We start from the raw sequence: 17,298 nt of genomic DNA, 5'->3' as shown, positions 1-17,298 counted from the left end.
CTAGAGAGGTGGCCGAGTGGCTGAAGGCGCACGCTTGGAAAGCGTGTATACTCGTGAGGGTATCGAGGGTTCGAATCCCTTCCTCTCTACAGATTAAAGCCCTAGAATGTCAATATGACAGCTAGGGCTTTTTAATTTTTAAGGGTTTTGACCCTGAGCTACTGTTATTGCAAACATTGTCTTTTAAAAGCAGCGAACTTTCTACTAATGTATTAAACGTCCTTACCTTTCATCATTTTATTCCAATAAAGATATGGAAGCCCATATTTTTTCAGCATCCATAGGCGCCAGTGTTCTTTTGAGCTATCTGAAATAAGCATAGATTTCAGTTTTGGGTCTGGAGTGAAATTATTTCCGTAGTCAAATTCCGCCAGGACCATTTTTCCATAATCTGTTACAAGTGGACAAGATGAATATCCATTATATGACTTAGTGCCTATCTTATGGTGTGCTATCAACAGATCTATATTATCCACGATGATTGGGACTTGTTTTCTGATAGCTGCTCCAGTTTTTGCTGTTGGCAGTGATGCCACGTCGCCAAGACCAAATATGTTAGGGTATTTGTTATGTTGCATGGTATGGATGTCTACATCCAGCCATTTAGAATCGTTGACAAGTGGGGAATCCTGAATGAATTTTGGAGCTGTTTGGGGCGGTGCAGTATGGATCATATCATAATGAATGCCATATAAATCCCCCTTTACAGTGACTTTTACATCTTTATAATTGTACTGAAAGTCTTTGTCAAGTAAATTCTTGTCTTCTGGTTTGGTCATGATAATACACCCTCCTTCAGGAATTTCCTTGTTGAGCTCGTACCAGGCTATTTGTTTTTCAGCATCTATGCTTACTAGTTTATGGTGAAACCGTAGGTTGATATCTTTTCTATCAATGACCTTCATCAGTGTTTCGGCAATTTCCTTAACTCCAAAAATAATTGAACCTGGAGTAGCGAAGACAATATTGGTTTTATCACGTACCCCAGATTTTCTAAAATAGCTATCCGCCAAATACATTATTTTCTGAGGTGCACCACCACATTTGATCGGCGTCGCCGGTTGCGTGAATAATGCAGTTCCTCCTTTGAAGTTTTTTATTACTTCCCAGGTGTGGTTTGGGTCTGTATAATTACTGCAGACCACACCTTTGTCCAATGCATCCCCTAAGCCTTTAACCAGACTATTATCATATACTAAGCCAGGAGCTACGACTAAATAATCATAAGTAATGTCACCGCTCTCTGAGGTATGGACCAAATTATTTTCAGGGTCAAAGCCAGTTGCCTTATCCTTTATCCATATAGCATCGTTGGGAATCACATCAGCCATAGGCTTTGCAGTTTTATCATAATCGTAAGTTCCTGCTCCCACCAAAGTCCAAGCCGGCTGGTAATAATGTGTGCTGGCAGGCTCAATGATGGCTATATCTTTGAGTTTTTTTTGCTGGATGAGCTGTGCAGCTGTCATTATACCTGCTGTACCACCACCAATTATTAGGATTTGATAATGTGATTTCATGATTATTGGGTCTTTTAAATTCCATCTAATCTAAATTTAGATACCTCATTAGATGGTAACTTTTATTACATAAGGGATAAATTGAAAAAGTAAGTAAAGCTTGGCTTCTGAAACTCTGATATTGGCAATGCCAGAATAAAATATATGTGTATTCGCTTGAATGCACGTACTAAAATAATATTTTGAATACCTTCCCTTCGACTGCGCTCAAGGACCGAATTTAAGTTTAAAGTCTAGGGAGAGGGAGGGAATGCGGCACCGCCGCATTCCCTCCCTCTCCCTTTAAACCAAAATTGACCGGAGGCTGAGCGCAGTCGAAGCCTGATTGAACATACGTGCAGGTATCCGAATACACATAATAAAATAGTTATAATTTGCTCTTCAAGGCACCTAATTCTCTATTTAATGGATCTTTAAAATAGCAAGGAGAAGAGTTTTAGGGATTGTTACGTTTTCAATATGGATTGGATTGTTGCAATTGTGTTTTATGCTTTTCAAAAGAAATAGACCGTCATTTAATTCATGCGTGGACTATGACTAGCTTCCAACCATTCATTTTCACCACAAATAGGACAAGTAGTTGAAGGCTGAAGATCTGGCTTCAATTCTCCGCAGTGCTTGCAGCTGTATGTTGTACCTAAGTGAAATTCTGTACAAGGAAAATCATAAATATCAGGTAAAATAGGCAAGCCGGAAATGACTTCATCATCAGGAAAATAAAAAATACTCAGTTCTCCTGATGTTTCTAGATAGGCGCTTTGCACTTGACCGAGATGCGATACGCTTTGTTGACGAAGTTGGGAAAATAGCTCATCATAGGCCAGTGATTCTTTACGGAATGGTTTATAAAGGATTTTGCCATGTTCAATTAATTTGACCGGTTTCCCTTCCACAAACTCTTCTACCTTTTCAAATCTACCGGTAAGGTAGGTGATGAGTTTATAGAGACTGATGACGATTATTAATACAAGAATCGCTGGAAGTAAAGCGACATCTTCATAAAACATAGGGTCACCCGCTGCCGAGCCTAAGGATATAATTATAGCTAATTCGAATACAGAGAGTTGCTTAATTCCTCGCTTCCCTGAGAGGCGTAGTATAATAAGAAGTATAAAAAACATAACAGTAGTACGAAGTAGTACTTCTGCAAGAAAGGAAAAAGGTATACCCTCGCCCATCAGCAAGCGATTAACATCAAAAAGATCCACTGATTGCTCTGGTTTCATAATTCTCCCTAGAAATAAACGATGGCGCCTCCTCTCAACTTTCGATTTTCATGATCCTATATTTATACTAGAATCTATTTTGGGTTTACCTGTCAGCCTTACTTTACTTAACGCGTATTCGACTTCTTAACTAGTAAACTTTTGGTGATCTACAGTCGGTCAAAGGAGGCATCATCGCCTAATCATATCTATTAATCTTCAGATTTAATTTTTCCGGTTTCATCAAAAATCATAGTCTGGGTTTTTTCATCCGGAGTCATGAATTGGACCTCGTAATAGGTAATCCCATTTTCGGTGAACTTTCTTTTACTTCTGATTTTATCCACGGAAAGCGCTTTGTCATTTGAAATTACCTCAAGTACCTGAGAGGGTAGCTTCACCGTGTCAGTTTGGTCTATAGTGCCATCTAGTAATGTTCCATCACGCTTCACCATATTGGTATCACCTTCATGCATTGGGCCACTCATTTCATTTTGAGCTTCTATACTCTCTTCGTATGTGTCTTTTTTATCTTCTCCACAGGACATACACAGTAGTGCTATCATCGCAGGATAAATTACTAGTTGAGTTTTCATAGTTGGTTTAGTTTTCAGCCCCCTTACTTAGGAGGAAAAGGTTACTATACTTATTAGCTCAAAATTCTACCCAAAAAAAATCTTTACATCTTTCGTGCAAAAACGTTGATTTCATATGTGTTGGTTTTAGTATAATTTTTTGATCTAATGCTTATTATAAAGGTCTGGCAGTTGAAAGAGCATGTATTGGGATGACATATTTGAAAAAATATTGATTTATTAAAAAATCCAAAATTGTTTTTTAGGCAATGTGATACTGCTACCGCCATGTCTGTAAAGTACTCATTGTGATCTTTTTAGTTCCCAATATGTGGATTTTTCTAATGACTTTGCTGTGGTCTCAAATCGAGGAATGTCTCACTCAGAATAGGCTGGTAAAGCGCAGTTAATTGAAAGTAGATCTGCTGACTCTATCTGTATAATACTGTTTTTTGCGCTGAAACTAGCTATGCAGCTGATTAAGGAAGATCTCTGAGTTTTACATGATTTGAGGTATGGTCTTTGGCTTTTTTTATACAGAACCTAACCAACTAGCCATGACCTCTAATAGCGAGATATTCAACTCAGATAAATTGACAAGAATAATAGGGGAGTATCCTACAGATGGGATGAACTCTAGACCCGGCCCATATTTGCTGGCTAGCGCTGGTATTCATGGGAATGAACCTAGTGGAATACTGGCTTTGCAGCGGGTATTTAATAAACTGAAAACCAATAGGCCTTATTTAAAAGGGAAGCTAATAGGGGTGTCAGGAAATATGGCAGCTTTGAAAAAGGGCGTACGACTGATAGATAAAGACTTGAATAGAGTTTGTACTCCTGAGTTTGCGGAGCAACTTAAAACCGGAGAAGCTGCAGGATTTCAGGAAGGTTCGGAGTTTCATGATCTTTCCTTGATAGTAGAGGCTATTGAAAACAACAAGAAGCAGGAGGACTTTCTGTTTATGGATTTGCATACCACTTCATCTAAAACGGCTCCGTATATCAGTGTTAATAAAAAACCGGAGAGTTTTAATTTCGCTAAAAAAATGCCTTTGCCTGTGGTGAAAGGAATAGAGAAATATATCCCAGGCCATTTTGACCATTTTTTGACGCTGAAAGGTCATACGGGATTTACGATGGAAGCTGGACAACATGAAGATCCTCAATCAGTAGATTACCATGAGGCCGCGATATGGGTGGTAATGGTGGATAATGGATTGTTAGATCGAAGTGTGATTGACTATGCGTATTACCACGATTTGCTAAAAAAATCATCGCCTACTCAGGATAATTTTGAAGTAACCTACAGATTAGATCTTAAGGAAGATCAGGAGTTTGTGATGGAACCCGGTTTTGAGAATTTCTCTGCGGTAAAGAAAGGACAGCTTTTGGCAAAACTAGATGGAAAGGAAATTCTTGCAGATTCTGACTCACGTGTGTTTTTGCCATTGTATCAAAAGCAGGGTTCAGATGGATTCTTTATCGTAATGCCTGCGGATTGATTTAATTTGGATTAGGTGAAAAAGAGGGGGAAAGCTACTAATAGCTTTCCCCCTCTTTTTTGTGACTTTCCGGATTATAGATCCAAAGTTGCCAAAAAGGCATTTGGGAGTGTGCCGTCATAATGGTTTTGGTAATTGATTTTACGCTCCAAAGCTTCAATCATTGCCGAACAAAAGTCAACTTCTTCCAGTCTATGCATTGCATTGATGCCTCCTGGACTATCTAGATTCAGCTCCATTATTTTATTGCCTACTATGTCTATGCCAGCCATAAACATCCCGTCTCTTACTAGTTTTGGCCCGACGATTTCGCAAAGTCTGCGGATATCATCGGTGATTTCAGCATGAATTGCTTTTCCTCCCGTATGAAGATTACTTCTGATATCATTGTTATTTACACGATTGATAGCCGCAACTTTCCCTTTTACTTCCAGAATTTTTCCATTCATCATGATGACTCTGATATCTCCGTTTTTAGCTGCAGGAAGGTATTCTTGAGCAATGACAAAACCATATCTATTGATCGTTTCCACGATTTGGTTCATGTTTTTGTCGGAGTCGACAAGGAATACATCCTTTCCGCCTGAGCCTTGAAGAGGCTTTAATATGATCTTTTTCTTTTCTTTTTTGTAAAACTCTTTGATCTCATCTGAATCTCTACTGATGATAGTTCGTGGTCGAACTTCCTCTGGGAAATGCTGAAAATACATTTTGTTGAATGAAGACATGAGGGAGTATGGGTCATTGACTACCAGAACTCCTTTTGCCATGGCAATTTGGCCAAAGATCATACCTGCTGTCTGTGCCCAAGCACGCTCACCAAATTCCTCGCAAGGATTGTTTCTAAGAAATAAGACATCTAAGTCCGCAGAGGAGATAGAAACCTTTTCAGCTTCAGGACTGTGAATCGCCTCCATATATTTTTCCAAACTCCTGAATTTCGTCTTTGGAGCTTTAATTGCAATCGCACCCATATGACCGTTTTCTAAGTAACTGAGTTGGCCGACAGAAATAAGATAGACCTCGTGCTCGCGATGAACAGCGGCCGACGAAATCATTGTGGTGCTATAAGCAGCCGTTTCGGTCTCGATTTGATTTACTACGATTCCAATTTTCATATAGTTAGTGGTTTAGTTAATTGACTAGTTCGGGCAGATCCATTCCCGATTTGAGTTTTTCTAGGCGATCTTTGGCTTCTGCGGTTTTTAGGTAAGAAGGGAAAAGTGGTGAAGGTTTTATAATCCCTCTGATTTTCAATTCCTGAATGAGAGGGATGTGCTTGAAGCCTATTTTACCTACATAAAGTGGCTCTAATTCTCCTCCGTTTTGTAGGTAATCCACCAGTTTGATAAGCCCCCGCAGGTAAATAATATCTTTGGTGCATCCACCACCTTGATAAGTTCTGGCTGTTATTTGAAAGGCCTGTTCTGGAGTCATGCCGTACTCGACGGTCAAGGTTCTGTAGGTCTCTTCAAAAGTCTGACCTTCAATTAAAGTTCTTCCAGCAATTACCCTTGCTGCTAAAATTCTGAGACGATTATTGGTCAAACCACCCACGAGGTATTCTGCTAAAACAGCCAATCCTTCCTGCAATTCATCATAATCTGCAAATCCGCTACTCATTTGGTCAAACGGCTGCATCTTTCCATTGTAGAAAGTGAGCACATGTGTACTGACTTCGTGATGCACCAAAGCTTGAACTCTATGCTCAGGAACTTTGAAGCTTTCGCCAATATAGAGTTGCCCTCTTGATACCAGCATTCCGACGATGTCATGTTTGACCTCGACTTTGGCATCCAGTTTAGGATAGATTTCTCTGTATTTGTCGATTTCGTTTGTGCAAATTTTTGCGAGATCATAGCAGTCTATCCATTTAACATCCTCATAGCTATCATGAGGAAGTGTTTTCAACAGGTATTTTGCAGTCTCGAAAAGATTAACTCCCGGAGAACTGTATAGACGAATGCTGCTATACATGAAATTCTTTGAGCCTCGCTCTTTCAGCATGGTGATTTGCTTTTCCAGTTCCTCGCGCTTTTCTGTGTATAAGAATGCAAGGGTAGGGTCTTCTATATCTCTCAAATTGATGGAGAAAAGCTCCTCTTTCAATCTGTCTGGATCAACGGGCAAGTTTCTGTAAAGAAATTTAGGATTGATTTTATGTTGACTGGAAATAAATTCCTCCTTAGCCTGTAGGGTGTTTGTAGGGGAAATAAGCATAAGAAACTGATATTTCGCTTCAATCTCTGAGAGCTTTTTATCCACTTCCCATACGGCATTGTCTATAGCAGTACTTCCTAGTTTTTGATAATTTTCTATATCAAATGAAGTCTGCACTCGGAGGAATTCAAAAATTGATTTTCTAAGAATGCCAGAAAAGGCACGTTTGAACTCTTTGAAAACTAGGTAATAGAACTCGCCTGAATGCTCACCTTGGAAAAAGGGCGGAATCTCCAACCCCAACAGATAAATACCAGCCTCCTGACATTGCTTGAGGGTAAGGAAATCAGAGATGCCATCTGCATGTCTGATTGTAGTCTCTTCTACTACCACATCCAAACCAGCATGATTAATCGAAAATTTCTCCAATCCTTCTTGAAGTGCTTTTACCGTATTAGGTGCCTTATCTTTTGCCGCTTTGATGACAAAAGTTTTACTGTCAGGTTTTCCTATCCAGACTTCCATGATCATCACGCTGCCATAGTCGTCTGCGATTCCTTTCGCAAGGTCTTTGACCAAAATGGCTACTTCGCTATTGTTGTCAGTGGAAGAATCTGCAATGAGATAAGAGCTTTCTGTGACCACCAATCCTGAAACAGGATTTTTGTCACCCTCCTTGTATCTGTAAACCAATAAAAAAGGAAGCCTTCTTTCAATTTTAAAACGGATATTCTTTCCCAAACGCATGTTTAGGGTGTTTCCCGTTTTAAGAGAGTTAGCAATGGCTTCCTTTGTCTTTTTATCGATCATCCTTACTTTTCTTCGTCTTCGTTACTTTGGCTATACGCATTATTTTCCTCGTCTTCTGAGCCTATTTTTTCTTGTGCGTCATCCAATTCGCTTCCGGGCACATCTAGACCTTCGCCTCCGAAGTCAATCTTATCTTTTCTATGCAGTAACTGCTCGTCATCTCCACCATCATCACTTAGATTGGCACTTTTGGGCCCAAGAGCTTTAAGGTCTTCTTTGGTCACTCTAGCCTCTTCGGCAAGTTCTTCCGTGGTTTTGTTGATCGAATCTTTTGGGTTTGTTGGCTTATGATTAGTCATGATCGTTGATTTTTTAGTGTAGATGTAAATAGGCAATCTGGATGCCTTTGGGAGATTCCTTACCTTTAAAAAAGTTAAATCATGCATAGTTAACCCAGAAGCAAGGTTTTTTAGGATTTGATCAAAGATTGAAAGCGCTAAAAAATTCCTCCTATAGTTTGTCTGAGAATCTTTATTCCCAGTTTGGGTAGATAGTGGAGTGATGAAAAATGTGGCGCTTAGCTTTTCCCTTTTGGCTTCTTTTTGAGCGAATTTTTTTGGGGGGGGCTGAACAGCGGTGTGCTTCACAAGAGTATTAAGGACTCCAAGCCTTTTTACACAGGATTCAACAGCTTTTTTGCAAAAGCTTTCAGACTTAATGCCCCCTGAATTAATAGGTATTTTCTTCCTTCGTGCTCCACTATTTTTTTAGTGGCATTTGCATCATTTTGCTTTGATCACTAGGAAGTGTTTGTTTTTGCTTTTTAAATTCTCTAGATCGTTTTTATGAATTGTTCTGACTTTTAGCCCTCCGTCATCATAGATCTTTGCTTGTTCAAAAGTTTTATTGAATTCCAGCCCTTTTACAGCTGTCATAATATCAATTGCCACTGGGGATTTCCCAAAAGAAAAAACATCTCATTCTTTGTGATTAAGGAAATTTTCCTGAGTCATATCAAAGACAGGCATTCCAAATTCATAGAAAGCTTTAACAAGCTTTATATAATTGTTTTCAGTTATATCACCAGTTGTTCTAGGGTAACCATGAATAATCACAGAAAAGCCACCCACAAGTATGTATTCTACTCCTTGGTTATTCAGGGCATTTAAAAAATCCCTAAAATCATCTTCAAAAATATTCCCCATTATTCCCTGGATTTCATGCAAAATGCTGTCCGATCCATTTTAGGTGGGTTGCTTAGATCGTAACCGTAAGCAATGCTATTGAGATATTGATGGATCCTCATTCGATCCTTCCAATTTAAATCCTGATATTCTTTACCATAGTTCACTTGCTCTGAAGGCAGATCGGTCAAGCTTGTACTTTTTAGAATTGTCAGACATGATTTATTTTGTAAGATGTACTAAGTTAAAAGAATGTAAGGAATACTCTTTCAATAAGCATTAGTCGATATATTTCTCTTATCTCGTCATCCATCCTTAACTTTTAAAACTTCACTCCAAACCGTTCGCCTAGTTCCGTCAAATCTTTGACGACTGGATCTAGCAATGGAATTCCATCTTTCATACGAATAGCTTCCAATTCCCGTTCTGGATCTCCTGGGATCAATACTCTTTCATTACCTGGGGTAGGCTTGGCCGCTCGGAATCTAGTGATCCAATTATCCATGTGGGCTTTGAATTCATCTGCAGGTCGGAATGCATCCACGCGCATAGCGCCGAAGAAATGTCCTATTCCTTCTCCAACTGGATTAGGATCTGGCTCTAGGAATGCCACAAATGGCGGAACCCAAGGTCCATAATTGGCGCCTGAAAGTACTGCCGAGAAAATATCCACGATGGAACCTAGTGCATAGCCTTTGTGTGAACCATGCTCACGATCGCCTCCTAATGGAAGTAAAGCTCCTCCATCTTTCACTCCATTAGCAGAAGTAGTCTGATTTCCATCTTTATCCTGCACCCAGCCTGTTGGTGTGTCCATTCCTTTGCGTTGCAAGATTTCCAATTTCCCATTGGCAGCTGTTGTTGTGGCCATATCAGCTACGAATGGCGGCTGGTCTTTGGCAGGAATTGCTACAGCAATTGGATTGGTTCCCAGAAGTCTCTCCTGAGAAAAAGTAGGAGCTACCAGCGGACTGGCATTTGTCAAAGAAATCCCAATCATATCGTGAGCTAAAGCTTGCATAGCATGGTAACCTGCAATTCCGTAGTGATTCGAATTTCTCACAGAAACCCAGCCTGTCCCAGCAATCTTGGCTTTTTCGATAGCAACTTTCATCGCATAAGGTGCTACCACCAAACCCAAACCTCCATCTCCATCTACTACCGCTGTGGAGGGAGTTTCGTGTACTACGCGCACATTTGGCGTAGCATTAATTCTTCCTTTTTCCCATAAACGCACATAACCGGAAAGACGAGCGACCCCATGACTATCTACTCCGCGCAGATCTGCAGACAGCAAAACATCCGCAGCCGTTTTGGCTTGATCTTCTGGGCAGCCGATTTTGGCGAGCATACCTAAAGTAAAAGCGTGGAGTTGTTCGTAGGAATAAGTCATATGAGAAGGGGGATTAAGCTGGGAAATAACTATCAGCCAAATATAAGAAAGGAATTTTTTGGAGCGGCTTAAAGAGTCGTTTGCTCAGGAATAAGCAAGGAAGCGATAGCGCCTTCCTTCAAAGCGTAGTGTGAGCAGGTGATAAAATCAATATCGATGTATCGCAGAATAAACTCAATCAAGCTTGAAGCGACCACGATCATATCTACCCGCATGGGAATCATTCCGGGAATCACCAGACGTTCTTCTTTGTTTTTGCTCAATATCATGCGATGAATCGCTTCGTATTCTTCCACAGGAAGTTCGAATACATGGCGTCCAGTGAGTTTGCACTGCAGCATGGATTCAAAATAAATGTCCGTCAGGGTATCGAAAGTCCCAGAAGCTCCCACCAGACCAACCGGGTTGTAGGTTTTAATAGCCTCAATCAGAGGTTGCAGCTTTTCTTCGAGATAACTTTCCAGTTTATCGATCTCTTCTGGGAGAATCGGGTCGTGGTAGTGAAAAAGCTCCAGTAGTCGTTGGCCACCGATTTCAAAACTTTGTTTCCAAAGTGATTCCTGACTATTGCCTATGATGAATTCCACAGAACCACCACCAATATCCATCATCAAATCGGTCTGGCCGTTTAGTGAGCCAGAAAGTCGAATTCCTTCATAGATCATCTGCGCTTCCTCTGAACCCGAAAGCACTTGAATATTTATTCCAATGGTTTCTTTGACGGTTTTGACGAAGTCAGGGCCATTTTCGGCATTTCGTACAGCACTGGTCGCAAAAGCAAAAACCTGATCTATGTGCTCGCCATCGATCAGGTTTTTGAAATGTGTGAGTGTATGATATGCTCGTTTTATAGCATCTTCTGCTAGGGTATTTTGGTTGATACCGCCTTTACCCAATTTGACAGGGATTTTCTCCTTGTAAATTGTTTTAAAACTTACACCGTCTAATTCTACCAATAACAAATGAAATGTATTGGTCCCCATGTCTATCACCGCCGCCTTTCGGGTATTCATATGCTGCCAATTTTTTCGATGGGCGAATATAGAAAGTTATTTGAAATGAGGACTTTCTACTTTTATTTTATTCCTCAGTTTTTTGTGAATGTCCTTTAGACGCAGAGGACACAGAGGTTTCACGGAGACCCGCAGAGATAAATTTAAACTGTTTTAGATGCTTTGCTGAAAAGCTTCCATAAAGTTATTATGGAGAGCTCTCTCATTGTTATTCCTGTTTGAGACCTCCTTCCATAGGTTCAAAGCCCAGATCTCTGAGAGCTTTTTAAAAAAGTCTCATGGCTACTTACGCTTGGTTCTTTGCAGATATATTTTTGTTAATGCCTTTTACTACTTACTTTTTACAAAATCTACAAATCGACACCTCCCTTAAGCTCATTCCTTCTCATTCTTTTCCATAGCTGACAAAGCCTGTTATATTTGAGCAAGTCTAAAAACTATTATATGAGTAAGCAGGATAAACCCAATTATACGTTGCCCGGAAAAGAGGGTAAAATCGATTTACTAAAAAAGAAAAATGCTGAAGCTCTTCTTGGTGGAGGAGAAAATCGAATTGCTTCCCAACACAAGAAAGGTAAACTCACCGCTCGTGAGCGAGTGGAATTGCTGATGGATGAGGGGTCCTTTCAGGAGATCGATAAATTCGTGATGCATAGAGCAAAGGATTTTGGTTTGGACAAAGAGCATTACCTGGGTGATGGCGTGATTACCGGATATGGAGAGGTGAATGGGCGATTGGTTTATGTTTTTTCGCAGGACTTCACTGTTTTTGGAGGATCCCTTTCCGAGACTCATGCGGAGAAAATCTGCAAGATCATGGATATGGCCATGAAGAATGGTGCGCCAGTGATTGGATTGAATGATTCTGGCGGAGCTCGAATCCAAGAAGGAGTGAATTCACTTGGGGGGTATGCCGACATATTTTATAGAAATACCCGCGCTTCTGGAGTAGTTCCACAGATCTCTGCGATCATGGGTCCTTGCGCTGGTGGTGCAGTTTATTCACCAGCGATTACTGACTTTATATTGATGGTGGAGCACACCTCTTATATGTTTGTAACTGGACCAAATGTGGTGAAAACCGTCACTCAGGAAAATGTTACCGCAGAAGAACTTGGTGGAGCTTCAGCTCATAGTACCAAAAGTGGTGTGACTCATTTCGCATGTGCGAATGAACTGGTATGTATCCAGCATATCAAAAAGATCTTGAGCTATATGCCTCAAAATTGTGAGGAAATTGCTCCCGTTTATCCTTACGAACTGTTGGAAGATGAAAGCCGAAAGGAATTGGATATTTTGATTCCAGATAATCCAAATCAACCGTATGATATCCGTGATGCTGTGAAAGGAATTGTGGATGAGGATTCATTTTTGGAAGTGCATGAAAACTTTGCTGACAATATTGTTGTTGGCTACGCAAGGATTGCGGGTAGAAGTATTGGTGTTGTGGGTAATCAACCCCAATCTATGGCAGGTGTATTGGATAATGATGCATCAGTCAAGGCAGCAAGATTTGTGAGAACTTGCGACAGCTTCAATGTTCCTCTCCTAGTATTGGTAGATGTTCCTGGATTTTTACCTGGTACAGATCAAGAATGGAATGGGATTATCACGAATGGAGCAAAACTGCTTTATGCTTTCTCAGAGGCGACTGTTCCTAGAATTACTGTTATTACAAGGAAAGCCTATGGCGGAGCTTATGATGTGATGAATTCCAAACACATAGGAGCCGATTTGAATTTTGCATGGCCAACTGCCGAAATTGCTGTAATGGGAGCGAAGGGAGCTTCTGAAATTATCTTTAAGAAGGAGATTGCTGAGGCTGAGGACCCGGAAGCCAAACTGCAAGAAAAAGTGGATGAATATACATCCAAGTTTGCCAATCCTTACAGAGCAGCACATCGAGGCTTTATCGACGAAGTTATCATACCGTCAGAAACACGTATCAAACTTATCAAAGCGTTCAAAATGCTGGAAAACAAGGTGGATAAAATCCCAAGAAAGAAGCACGGGAATATTCCTTTGTAATTAATTCAATTATCAATTTTCAAATACAATTTTCAATATGGATTCGAATACCTTTTTATATAAATACTTAAACAATTCCTCTCCAACGGGTTTTGAAGCTTCAGGACAACAGATTTGGCTGGATTATGTCAGGCCATTTGTGGATGATTATTTCACTGATAATTATGGAACCGCTGTTGCAGTAATTAACCCAAAGGCTGAATACAAGGTGGTGATTGAAGCACATGCCGATGAAATCAGCTGGTTTGTAAACTACATCAAAGACGACGGTTATATATATGTGCGTCGAAACGGAGGTTCGGATCATATGATCGCTCCATCGATGCGTGTGAATATTCACACGGACAAAGGAATGATTCCGGGAGTATTTGGCTGGCCTGCAATACATGTGCGAAAAGAGGGAAAAGAAGATGCTCCAACGTTGGATAATATTTTCATTGATGTAGGAGCCAGATCCAAGGATGAGGTGGAGGAAATGGGGATCCACGTAGGATGTGTGATCACCTTCAAAGATGAGTTGACTGAATTAAATGGTAAATTTTACTCAGGCAGAGCACTTGATAATAGAATAGGTGGCTATATGATCGCCCAAGTAGCTAAAAGGCTCAAAGAGGAGAAAAAGGAATTGCCATTTGGACTCTATATAGTAAATGCGGTCCAAGAGGAAATTGGTCTTCGTGGTGCCCAAATGATAGCGCATAAAATCAAACCAAATGCGGCAATTATTACTGACGTCTGCCATGATACCACAGCTCCTTTATATAATAAGGTGACGAGTGGAGATTTTACTGCAGGAAAAGGACCAGTATTGCCCGTTGGAGCTTCTGTACACAAGAAGTTGCTGGATTTAATTATTGCGACAGCCAGAAAAAAAGAGATTCCTTTTCAGAGAGCTGCAGCATCTAGAGGTACAGGTACTGATACAGATGCATTTGCCTATTCTAATGAGGGTGTTCCTTCGGCATTGATCTCACTTCCTTTGAAATACATGCATACAACAGTTGAGACTGCGAGTAAGGATGATATCGAACAGGTAATCAGCTTGATGTATGAATTCTTAATTGATTTTGATCCAACTTTTGATTTTAGATATATAAAATAAGTCTGCGGTCCACAATCATCTCGATTGTGGACCGTTCTTTTTCATGGAATATTTAGATCAACTCAAGCGAAGCATTTCTATTACGAATCCTCCTCAGCGGATCATTTCTCTTGTCCCTTCTCAAACAGAATTGTTGGTTGATTTAGGTTTGGAAGAAAGATTAGTAGGAGTAACCAAGTTTTGTGTTCATCCCAAAGGCATGAAAAAACGAAAAACCATAGTTGGAGGCACCAAGAATTATCGAATTGAGGTTATCGAATCACTGAAACCAGATTTGATTATTGGTAACAAGGAGGAAAACGAGCAGTCTGGAATCGAGGAGTTGATGGAAAAGTATCCTGTTTGGATGAGTGATATCTATACTTTGGAAGATAGTCTGGATATGATTGGGAGTTTTGGCGAAATGCTAGGAGTGGAGGAGAAAGCTGAAGAAATGATTAAGCAGTTGAATTCAGACTTTGCATTACCACCTGCCAAGAAAGGAACTGCGATTTATTTGATTTGGAAAGATCCTATTATGGTAGCTGGGCGTAACACCTTTATTGATGAGATGATGGATTTTGCAGGCTTTGATAATTTGATTCGAACCTCTCGATACCCTCAGCTTACAAGTGAAGAACTAGTTAAGCTGAATCCAGAATACCTTTTACTCAGCTCAGAACCTTTTCCTTTTAAAGATATGCACATACAGTACTTTCAATCGATTTTACCGAAGGCAAAGGTTAGATTAGTAGATGGCGAGATTTTCTCTTGGTATGGAAGTAGGTTGCTAAGCGCAAAAGAGTACTGCGGAAATCTATGAACACTATATATAGGGCCCGTTTGATTAATACCGCTCATGAAAAAATTTATTTAACCGGGAGACTTTATTAAAAAAATCAATTAACTTTTGACTCTAATTAGTTTGAAACTTATCAAAATATGAAAAATACAAGATATGCATGGGTGGCATTATTCGCCTTGTCTTGGTCGTGCGGGCCTAAGCCAGCAGAAGACTCAGTGACTGAGACAGTTGTTGAGGAAGTTCTGGTAGCAGAGAATTCACTTTCTGAGGAAGAAAAGGCTGATGGCTGGATGCTTCTTTTCGACGGCACTCATACAGATGGATGGAGAGCGTTTAACGGAGATAGCTTTCCTTCAGATGGCTGGACAGTAGAAGATGGAGCTTTGAAAGCACTAGGTAAAGGCGGGGATATCGGAGGAGATATTGTGTTTGGGCCTGTAGAATTTGAGGAGTTTGAGATGGAATGGACTTGGAAAATAGCTCCAGGAGGAAATAGTGGTGTGCTTTATCACGTAGTAGAAGATCCAAAATACCATGCTCCATATGAGACAGGGCCGGAATATCAGATGATTGATCAGCTTGGTTTTGCTGATCCATTGGAGAAGTGGCAGTCAATTGGCGCGGATTATGCAATGACCGAACCGAATTATGAAGGAGCAGTGAAGCCAGCAGGCGAGTGGAATACATCAAAAATAATTTTCTCAGAAGATGGGTCTAGCTATTATTTGAATGGACAGCAGACTGTTGAGTTCGTTCCGTATTCTGAAGCATGGACAGCTGCACGTAATTCGGGTAAGTGGAATGACTTCCCTGATTATGCGATTTCAAAAACTGGTTTGATTTCACTTCAAGATCACGGCGCTGAGACTTGGTTTAAAAACATTAAAATTAGAAAACTATGAAATCGAGCATGATTCCAAGCTTCTTACAGAGGTATGCTTGCAATACATGCGAGATTTCCCCGAATTGATCCCGATAGCTATCGGGAAGAGAAAGGCTATATGACATTTAAAGACAAATTATAAACATATGAAAAAGGTATTAGTGGTGATGCTCTTGGTAGCATCCGTGAATTTTGCGTATGCGCAGAAGAAAGTAAAACTCTTTAATGGTAAAGATCTTTCAGGTTGGACTATTTACGGAACAGAAAAATGGTATGTAGAGGATGGCTTGTTGATTTCTGAAAGTGGCCCTGATAAGGGATACGGTTACTTAGGAACTGATGAGGAGTACGATGATTTTGAAATTAACCTTGAATTCAAGCAAGAGGCAAACGGGAATTCTGGTGTTTTCATTAGATCTACAGTAGATGGAACAAAAGTTTCGGGCTGGCAAGTAGAGGTTGCACCTCCTGGTCATGATACTGGCGGGATCTACGAATCATACGGTAGAGGGTGGTTAGTGAAGCCAGATCCAGAAAAAGACAAGAATCTGAAGTTCGGTGAATGGAACAAAATGAAGATTGTTGTCAAAGGTGATAATGTTACTTCCTACTTGAATGGAGTGGAGATGGTGAACTTCTCTGATGCTAAAATTGGAGAAGGAAAAGGTGGAATTAACCTTCAGATCCATGATGGCGGAGGAATTAAGGTTTACTGGCGAAACATTGTTTTGAAAAAGCTTTAATAGGCCAAAAGCTATAGATGAAATGCCCTGATGATTGAGTCATCAGGGCATTTTTGTTTTGTGGAAACTTTTCCCCGTCTCTATCAGTCGTTTATGTCAAAAGGATTTAAATCTCAAAGAAATCTATTGCTCCTAAGAATAAAACGTAGATATTTGCACTCCCAAACGAGGCGAACGGCAGCGGAAATGGGAAGAGTTGAGAAACTCAGAAAGTATTGAAAAAATTAATTTTGCGAGGGTGTTAGGAAGTCAAGAATGATCTCTTACCTTTGCACTCCCTTCAGCAAGGAAGGGGGAAAACGGATCGGAAAACGCGAGTTACCGGTATCTGACCAGAGTCACAAATGAGTGACACTAAGTTCTTTGAAGTGATGTAAGACAAAAAAAATAGTAACCTGAGAACAGACAGGGAGAAGCTTATAGAATTTGCTTCGTGCGGTTTTATAGGCAGTG

At 40.3% G+C, this 17,298-nt stretch carries 15 protein-coding genes and 1 tRNA gene; 7 read left to right on the top strand and 9 right to left on the bottom strand.

What is annotated here, in order from left to right; all coding sequences use genetic code 11:
- Positions 1-2: 2 nt before the first annotated feature.
- A tRNA-Ser gene (locus tag ESV85_RS13480) sits at positions 3-89 on the top strand.
- Between the two features lie 123 nt (positions 90-212).
- Here ESV85_RS13480 and ESV85_RS13475 read toward each other — a convergent pair.
- From ESV85_RS13475 to ESV85_RS13465, 3 genes are all read right to left on the bottom strand, one after another.
- A complete protein-coding gene (locus ESV85_RS13475; protein ID WP_146918449.1) occupies positions 213-1,520 on the bottom strand; it encodes an FAD/NAD(P)-binding oxidoreductase in 1,308 nt (435 codons plus the stop codon).
- 515 nt (positions 1,521-2,035) lie between these two features.
- A complete protein-coding gene (locus ESV85_RS13470; RefSeq protein ID WP_146918448.1) occupies positions 2,036-2,746 on the bottom strand; it encodes a YetF domain-containing protein in 711 nt (236 codons plus the stop codon).
- 191 nt (positions 2,747-2,937) lie between these two features.
- A complete protein-coding gene (locus ESV85_RS13465; RefSeq protein ID WP_146918446.1) occupies positions 2,938-3,321 on the bottom strand; it encodes a hypothetical protein in 384 nt (127 codons plus the stop codon).
- 536 nt (positions 3,322-3,857) lie between these two features.
- Between ESV85_RS13465 and ESV85_RS13460 the strand changes: the two genes are divergently transcribed.
- Positions 3,858-4,805, top strand: a complete 948-nt coding sequence (locus ESV85_RS13460) for a succinylglutamate desuccinylase/aspartoacylase family protein (protein ID WP_191322011.1) — start codon at positions 3,858-3,860, stop codon at positions 4,803-4,805.
- A 74-nt stretch (positions 4,806-4,879) separates the two neighbouring features.
- On the opposite strand, the gene ESV85_RS13455 is transcribed toward ESV85_RS13460, so the two are convergent.
- The 6 genes from ESV85_RS13455 to ESV85_RS13430 form a co-directional block, all read right to left on the bottom strand.
- Positions 4,880-5,923 carry a glutathione synthetase gene (locus ESV85_RS13455; RefSeq protein WP_146918442.1) on the bottom strand — a complete coding sequence of 348 codons (1,044 nt, stop codon included), beginning with the start codon at positions 5,921-5,923 and terminating at the stop codon, positions 4,880-4,882.
- Between the two features lie 16 nt (positions 5,924-5,939).
- Positions 5,940-7,775 (bottom strand): flavohemoglobin expression-modulating QEGLA motif protein, encoded by a 1,836-nt coding sequence (locus ESV85_RS13450; RefSeq protein ID WP_146918440.1) that lies wholly within the window; start codon positions 7,773-7,775, stop codon positions 5,940-5,942.
- Between the two features lie 2 nt (positions 7,776-7,777).
- A complete protein-coding gene (locus ESV85_RS13445; protein ID WP_146918438.1) occupies positions 7,778-8,074 on the bottom strand; it encodes a hypothetical protein in 297 nt (98 codons plus the stop codon).
- A 618-nt stretch (positions 8,075-8,692) separates the two neighbouring features.
- Positions 8,693-8,920, bottom strand: a complete 228-nt coding sequence (locus tag ESV85_RS13440) for a hypothetical protein (RefSeq protein WP_146918436.1) — start codon at positions 8,918-8,920, stop codon at positions 8,693-8,695.
- 301 nt (positions 8,921-9,221) lie between these two features.
- Positions 9,222-10,292 carry an Ldh family oxidoreductase gene (locus ESV85_RS13435; protein ID WP_146918434.1) on the bottom strand — a complete coding sequence of 357 codons (1,071 nt, stop codon included), beginning with the start codon at positions 10,290-10,292 and terminating at the stop codon, positions 9,222-9,224.
- Between the two features lie 68 nt (positions 10,293-10,360).
- Entirely contained in the window at positions 10,361-11,305 is a 945-nt protein-coding gene (locus tag ESV85_RS13430) for an exopolyphosphatase (RefSeq protein ID WP_146918432.1), read from the bottom strand.
- A gap of 444 nt (positions 11,306-11,749) precedes the next feature.
- Between ESV85_RS13430 and ESV85_RS13425 the strand changes: the two genes are divergently transcribed.
- From ESV85_RS13425 to ESV85_RS13405, 5 genes are all read left to right on the top strand, one after another.
- The gene (locus ESV85_RS13425; RefSeq protein WP_146918636.1) at positions 11,750-13,333 is read left to right on the top strand and encodes an acyl-CoA carboxylase subunit beta; all 1,584 of its coding nucleotides are present in this window, start codon (positions 11,750-11,752) and stop codon (positions 13,331-13,333) included.
- Between the two features lie 37 nt (positions 13,334-13,370).
- Positions 13,371-14,435 carry a M42 family metallopeptidase gene (locus tag ESV85_RS13420; protein ID WP_146918430.1) on the top strand — a complete coding sequence of 355 codons (1,065 nt, stop codon included), beginning with the start codon at positions 13,371-13,373 and terminating at the stop codon, positions 14,433-14,435.
- Between the two features lie 43 nt (positions 14,436-14,478).
- Positions 14,479-15,237, top strand: a complete 759-nt coding sequence (locus ESV85_RS13415; RefSeq protein WP_146918428.1) for an ABC transporter substrate-binding protein — start codon at positions 14,479-14,481, stop codon at positions 15,235-15,237.
- A 119-nt stretch (positions 15,238-15,356) separates the two neighbouring features.
- Entirely contained in the window at positions 15,357-16,121 is a 765-nt protein-coding gene (locus ESV85_RS13410) for a DUF1080 domain-containing protein (RefSeq protein ID WP_146918426.1), read from the top strand.
- A gap of 127 nt (positions 16,122-16,248) precedes the next feature.
- Positions 16,249-16,845, top strand: a complete 597-nt coding sequence (locus ESV85_RS13405) for a DUF1080 domain-containing protein (protein WP_146918424.1) — start codon at positions 16,249-16,251, stop codon at positions 16,843-16,845.
- Positions 16,846-17,298 lie beyond the last annotated feature (453 nt).

Origin of the sequence: Algoriphagus aquimarinus (assembly GCF_007997215.1) — a bacterium.
In the GTDB taxonomy this organism is placed as follows: Bacteria; Bacteroidota; Bacteroidia; order Cytophagales; family Cyclobacteriaceae; genus Algoriphagus; species Algoriphagus aquimarinus_A.
This window is presented reverse-complemented; position numbering and strand designations above follow the sequence as displayed.

Coding starts and splice junctions, on each gene's coding strand:
- ESV85_RS13445 (WP_146918438.1), bottom strand. CDS start 8,074: ATGACTAATCATAAGCCAACAAACCCAAAAGATTCGATCAACAAAACC.
- ESV85_RS13460 (WP_191322011.1), top strand. CDS start 3,858: ATGACCTCTAATAGCGAGATATTCAACTCAGATAAATTGACAAGAATA.
- ESV85_RS13455 (WP_146918442.1), bottom strand. CDS start 5,923: ATGAAAATTGGAATCGTAGTAAATCAAATCGAGACCGAAACGGCTGCT.
- ESV85_RS13415 (WP_146918428.1), top strand. CDS start 14,479: ATGGAATATTTAGATCAACTCAAGCGAAGCATTTCTATTACGAATCCT.
- ESV85_RS13420 (WP_146918430.1), top strand. CDS start 13,371: ATGGATTCGAATACCTTTTTATATAAATACTTAAACAATTCCTCTCCA.
- ESV85_RS13465 (WP_146918446.1), bottom strand. CDS start 3,321: ATGAAAACTCAACTAGTAATTTATCCTGCGATGATAGCACTACTGTGT.
- ESV85_RS13475 (WP_146918449.1), bottom strand. CDS start 1,520: ATGAAATCACATTATCAAATCCTAATAATTGGTGGTGGTACAGCAGGT.
- ESV85_RS13440 (WP_146918436.1), bottom strand. CDS start 8,920: ATGGGGAATATTTTTGAAGATGATTTTAGGGATTTTTTAAATGCCCTG.
- ESV85_RS13425 (WP_146918636.1), top strand. CDS start 11,750: ATGAGTAAGCAGGATAAACCCAATTATACGTTGCCCGGAAAAGAGGGT.
- ESV85_RS13430 (WP_146918432.1), bottom strand. CDS start 11,305: ATGAATACCCGAAAGGCGGCGGTGATAGACATGGGGACCAATACATTT.
- ESV85_RS13410 (WP_146918426.1), top strand. CDS start 15,357: ATGAAAAATACAAGATATGCATGGGTGGCATTATTCGCCTTGTCTTGG.
- ESV85_RS13450 (WP_146918440.1), bottom strand. CDS start 7,775: ATGATCGATAAAAAGACAAAGGAAGCCATTGCTAACTCTCTTAAAACG.
- ESV85_RS13470 (WP_146918448.1), bottom strand. CDS start 2,746: ATGAAACCAGAGCAATCAGTGGATCTTTTTGATGTTAATCGCTTGCTG.
- ESV85_RS13435 (WP_146918434.1), bottom strand. CDS start 10,292: ATGACTTATTCCTACGAACAACTCCACGCTTTTACTTTAGGTATGCTC.
- ESV85_RS13405 (WP_146918424.1), top strand. CDS start 16,249: ATGAAAAAGGTATTAGTGGTGATGCTCTTGGTAGCATCCGTGAATTTT.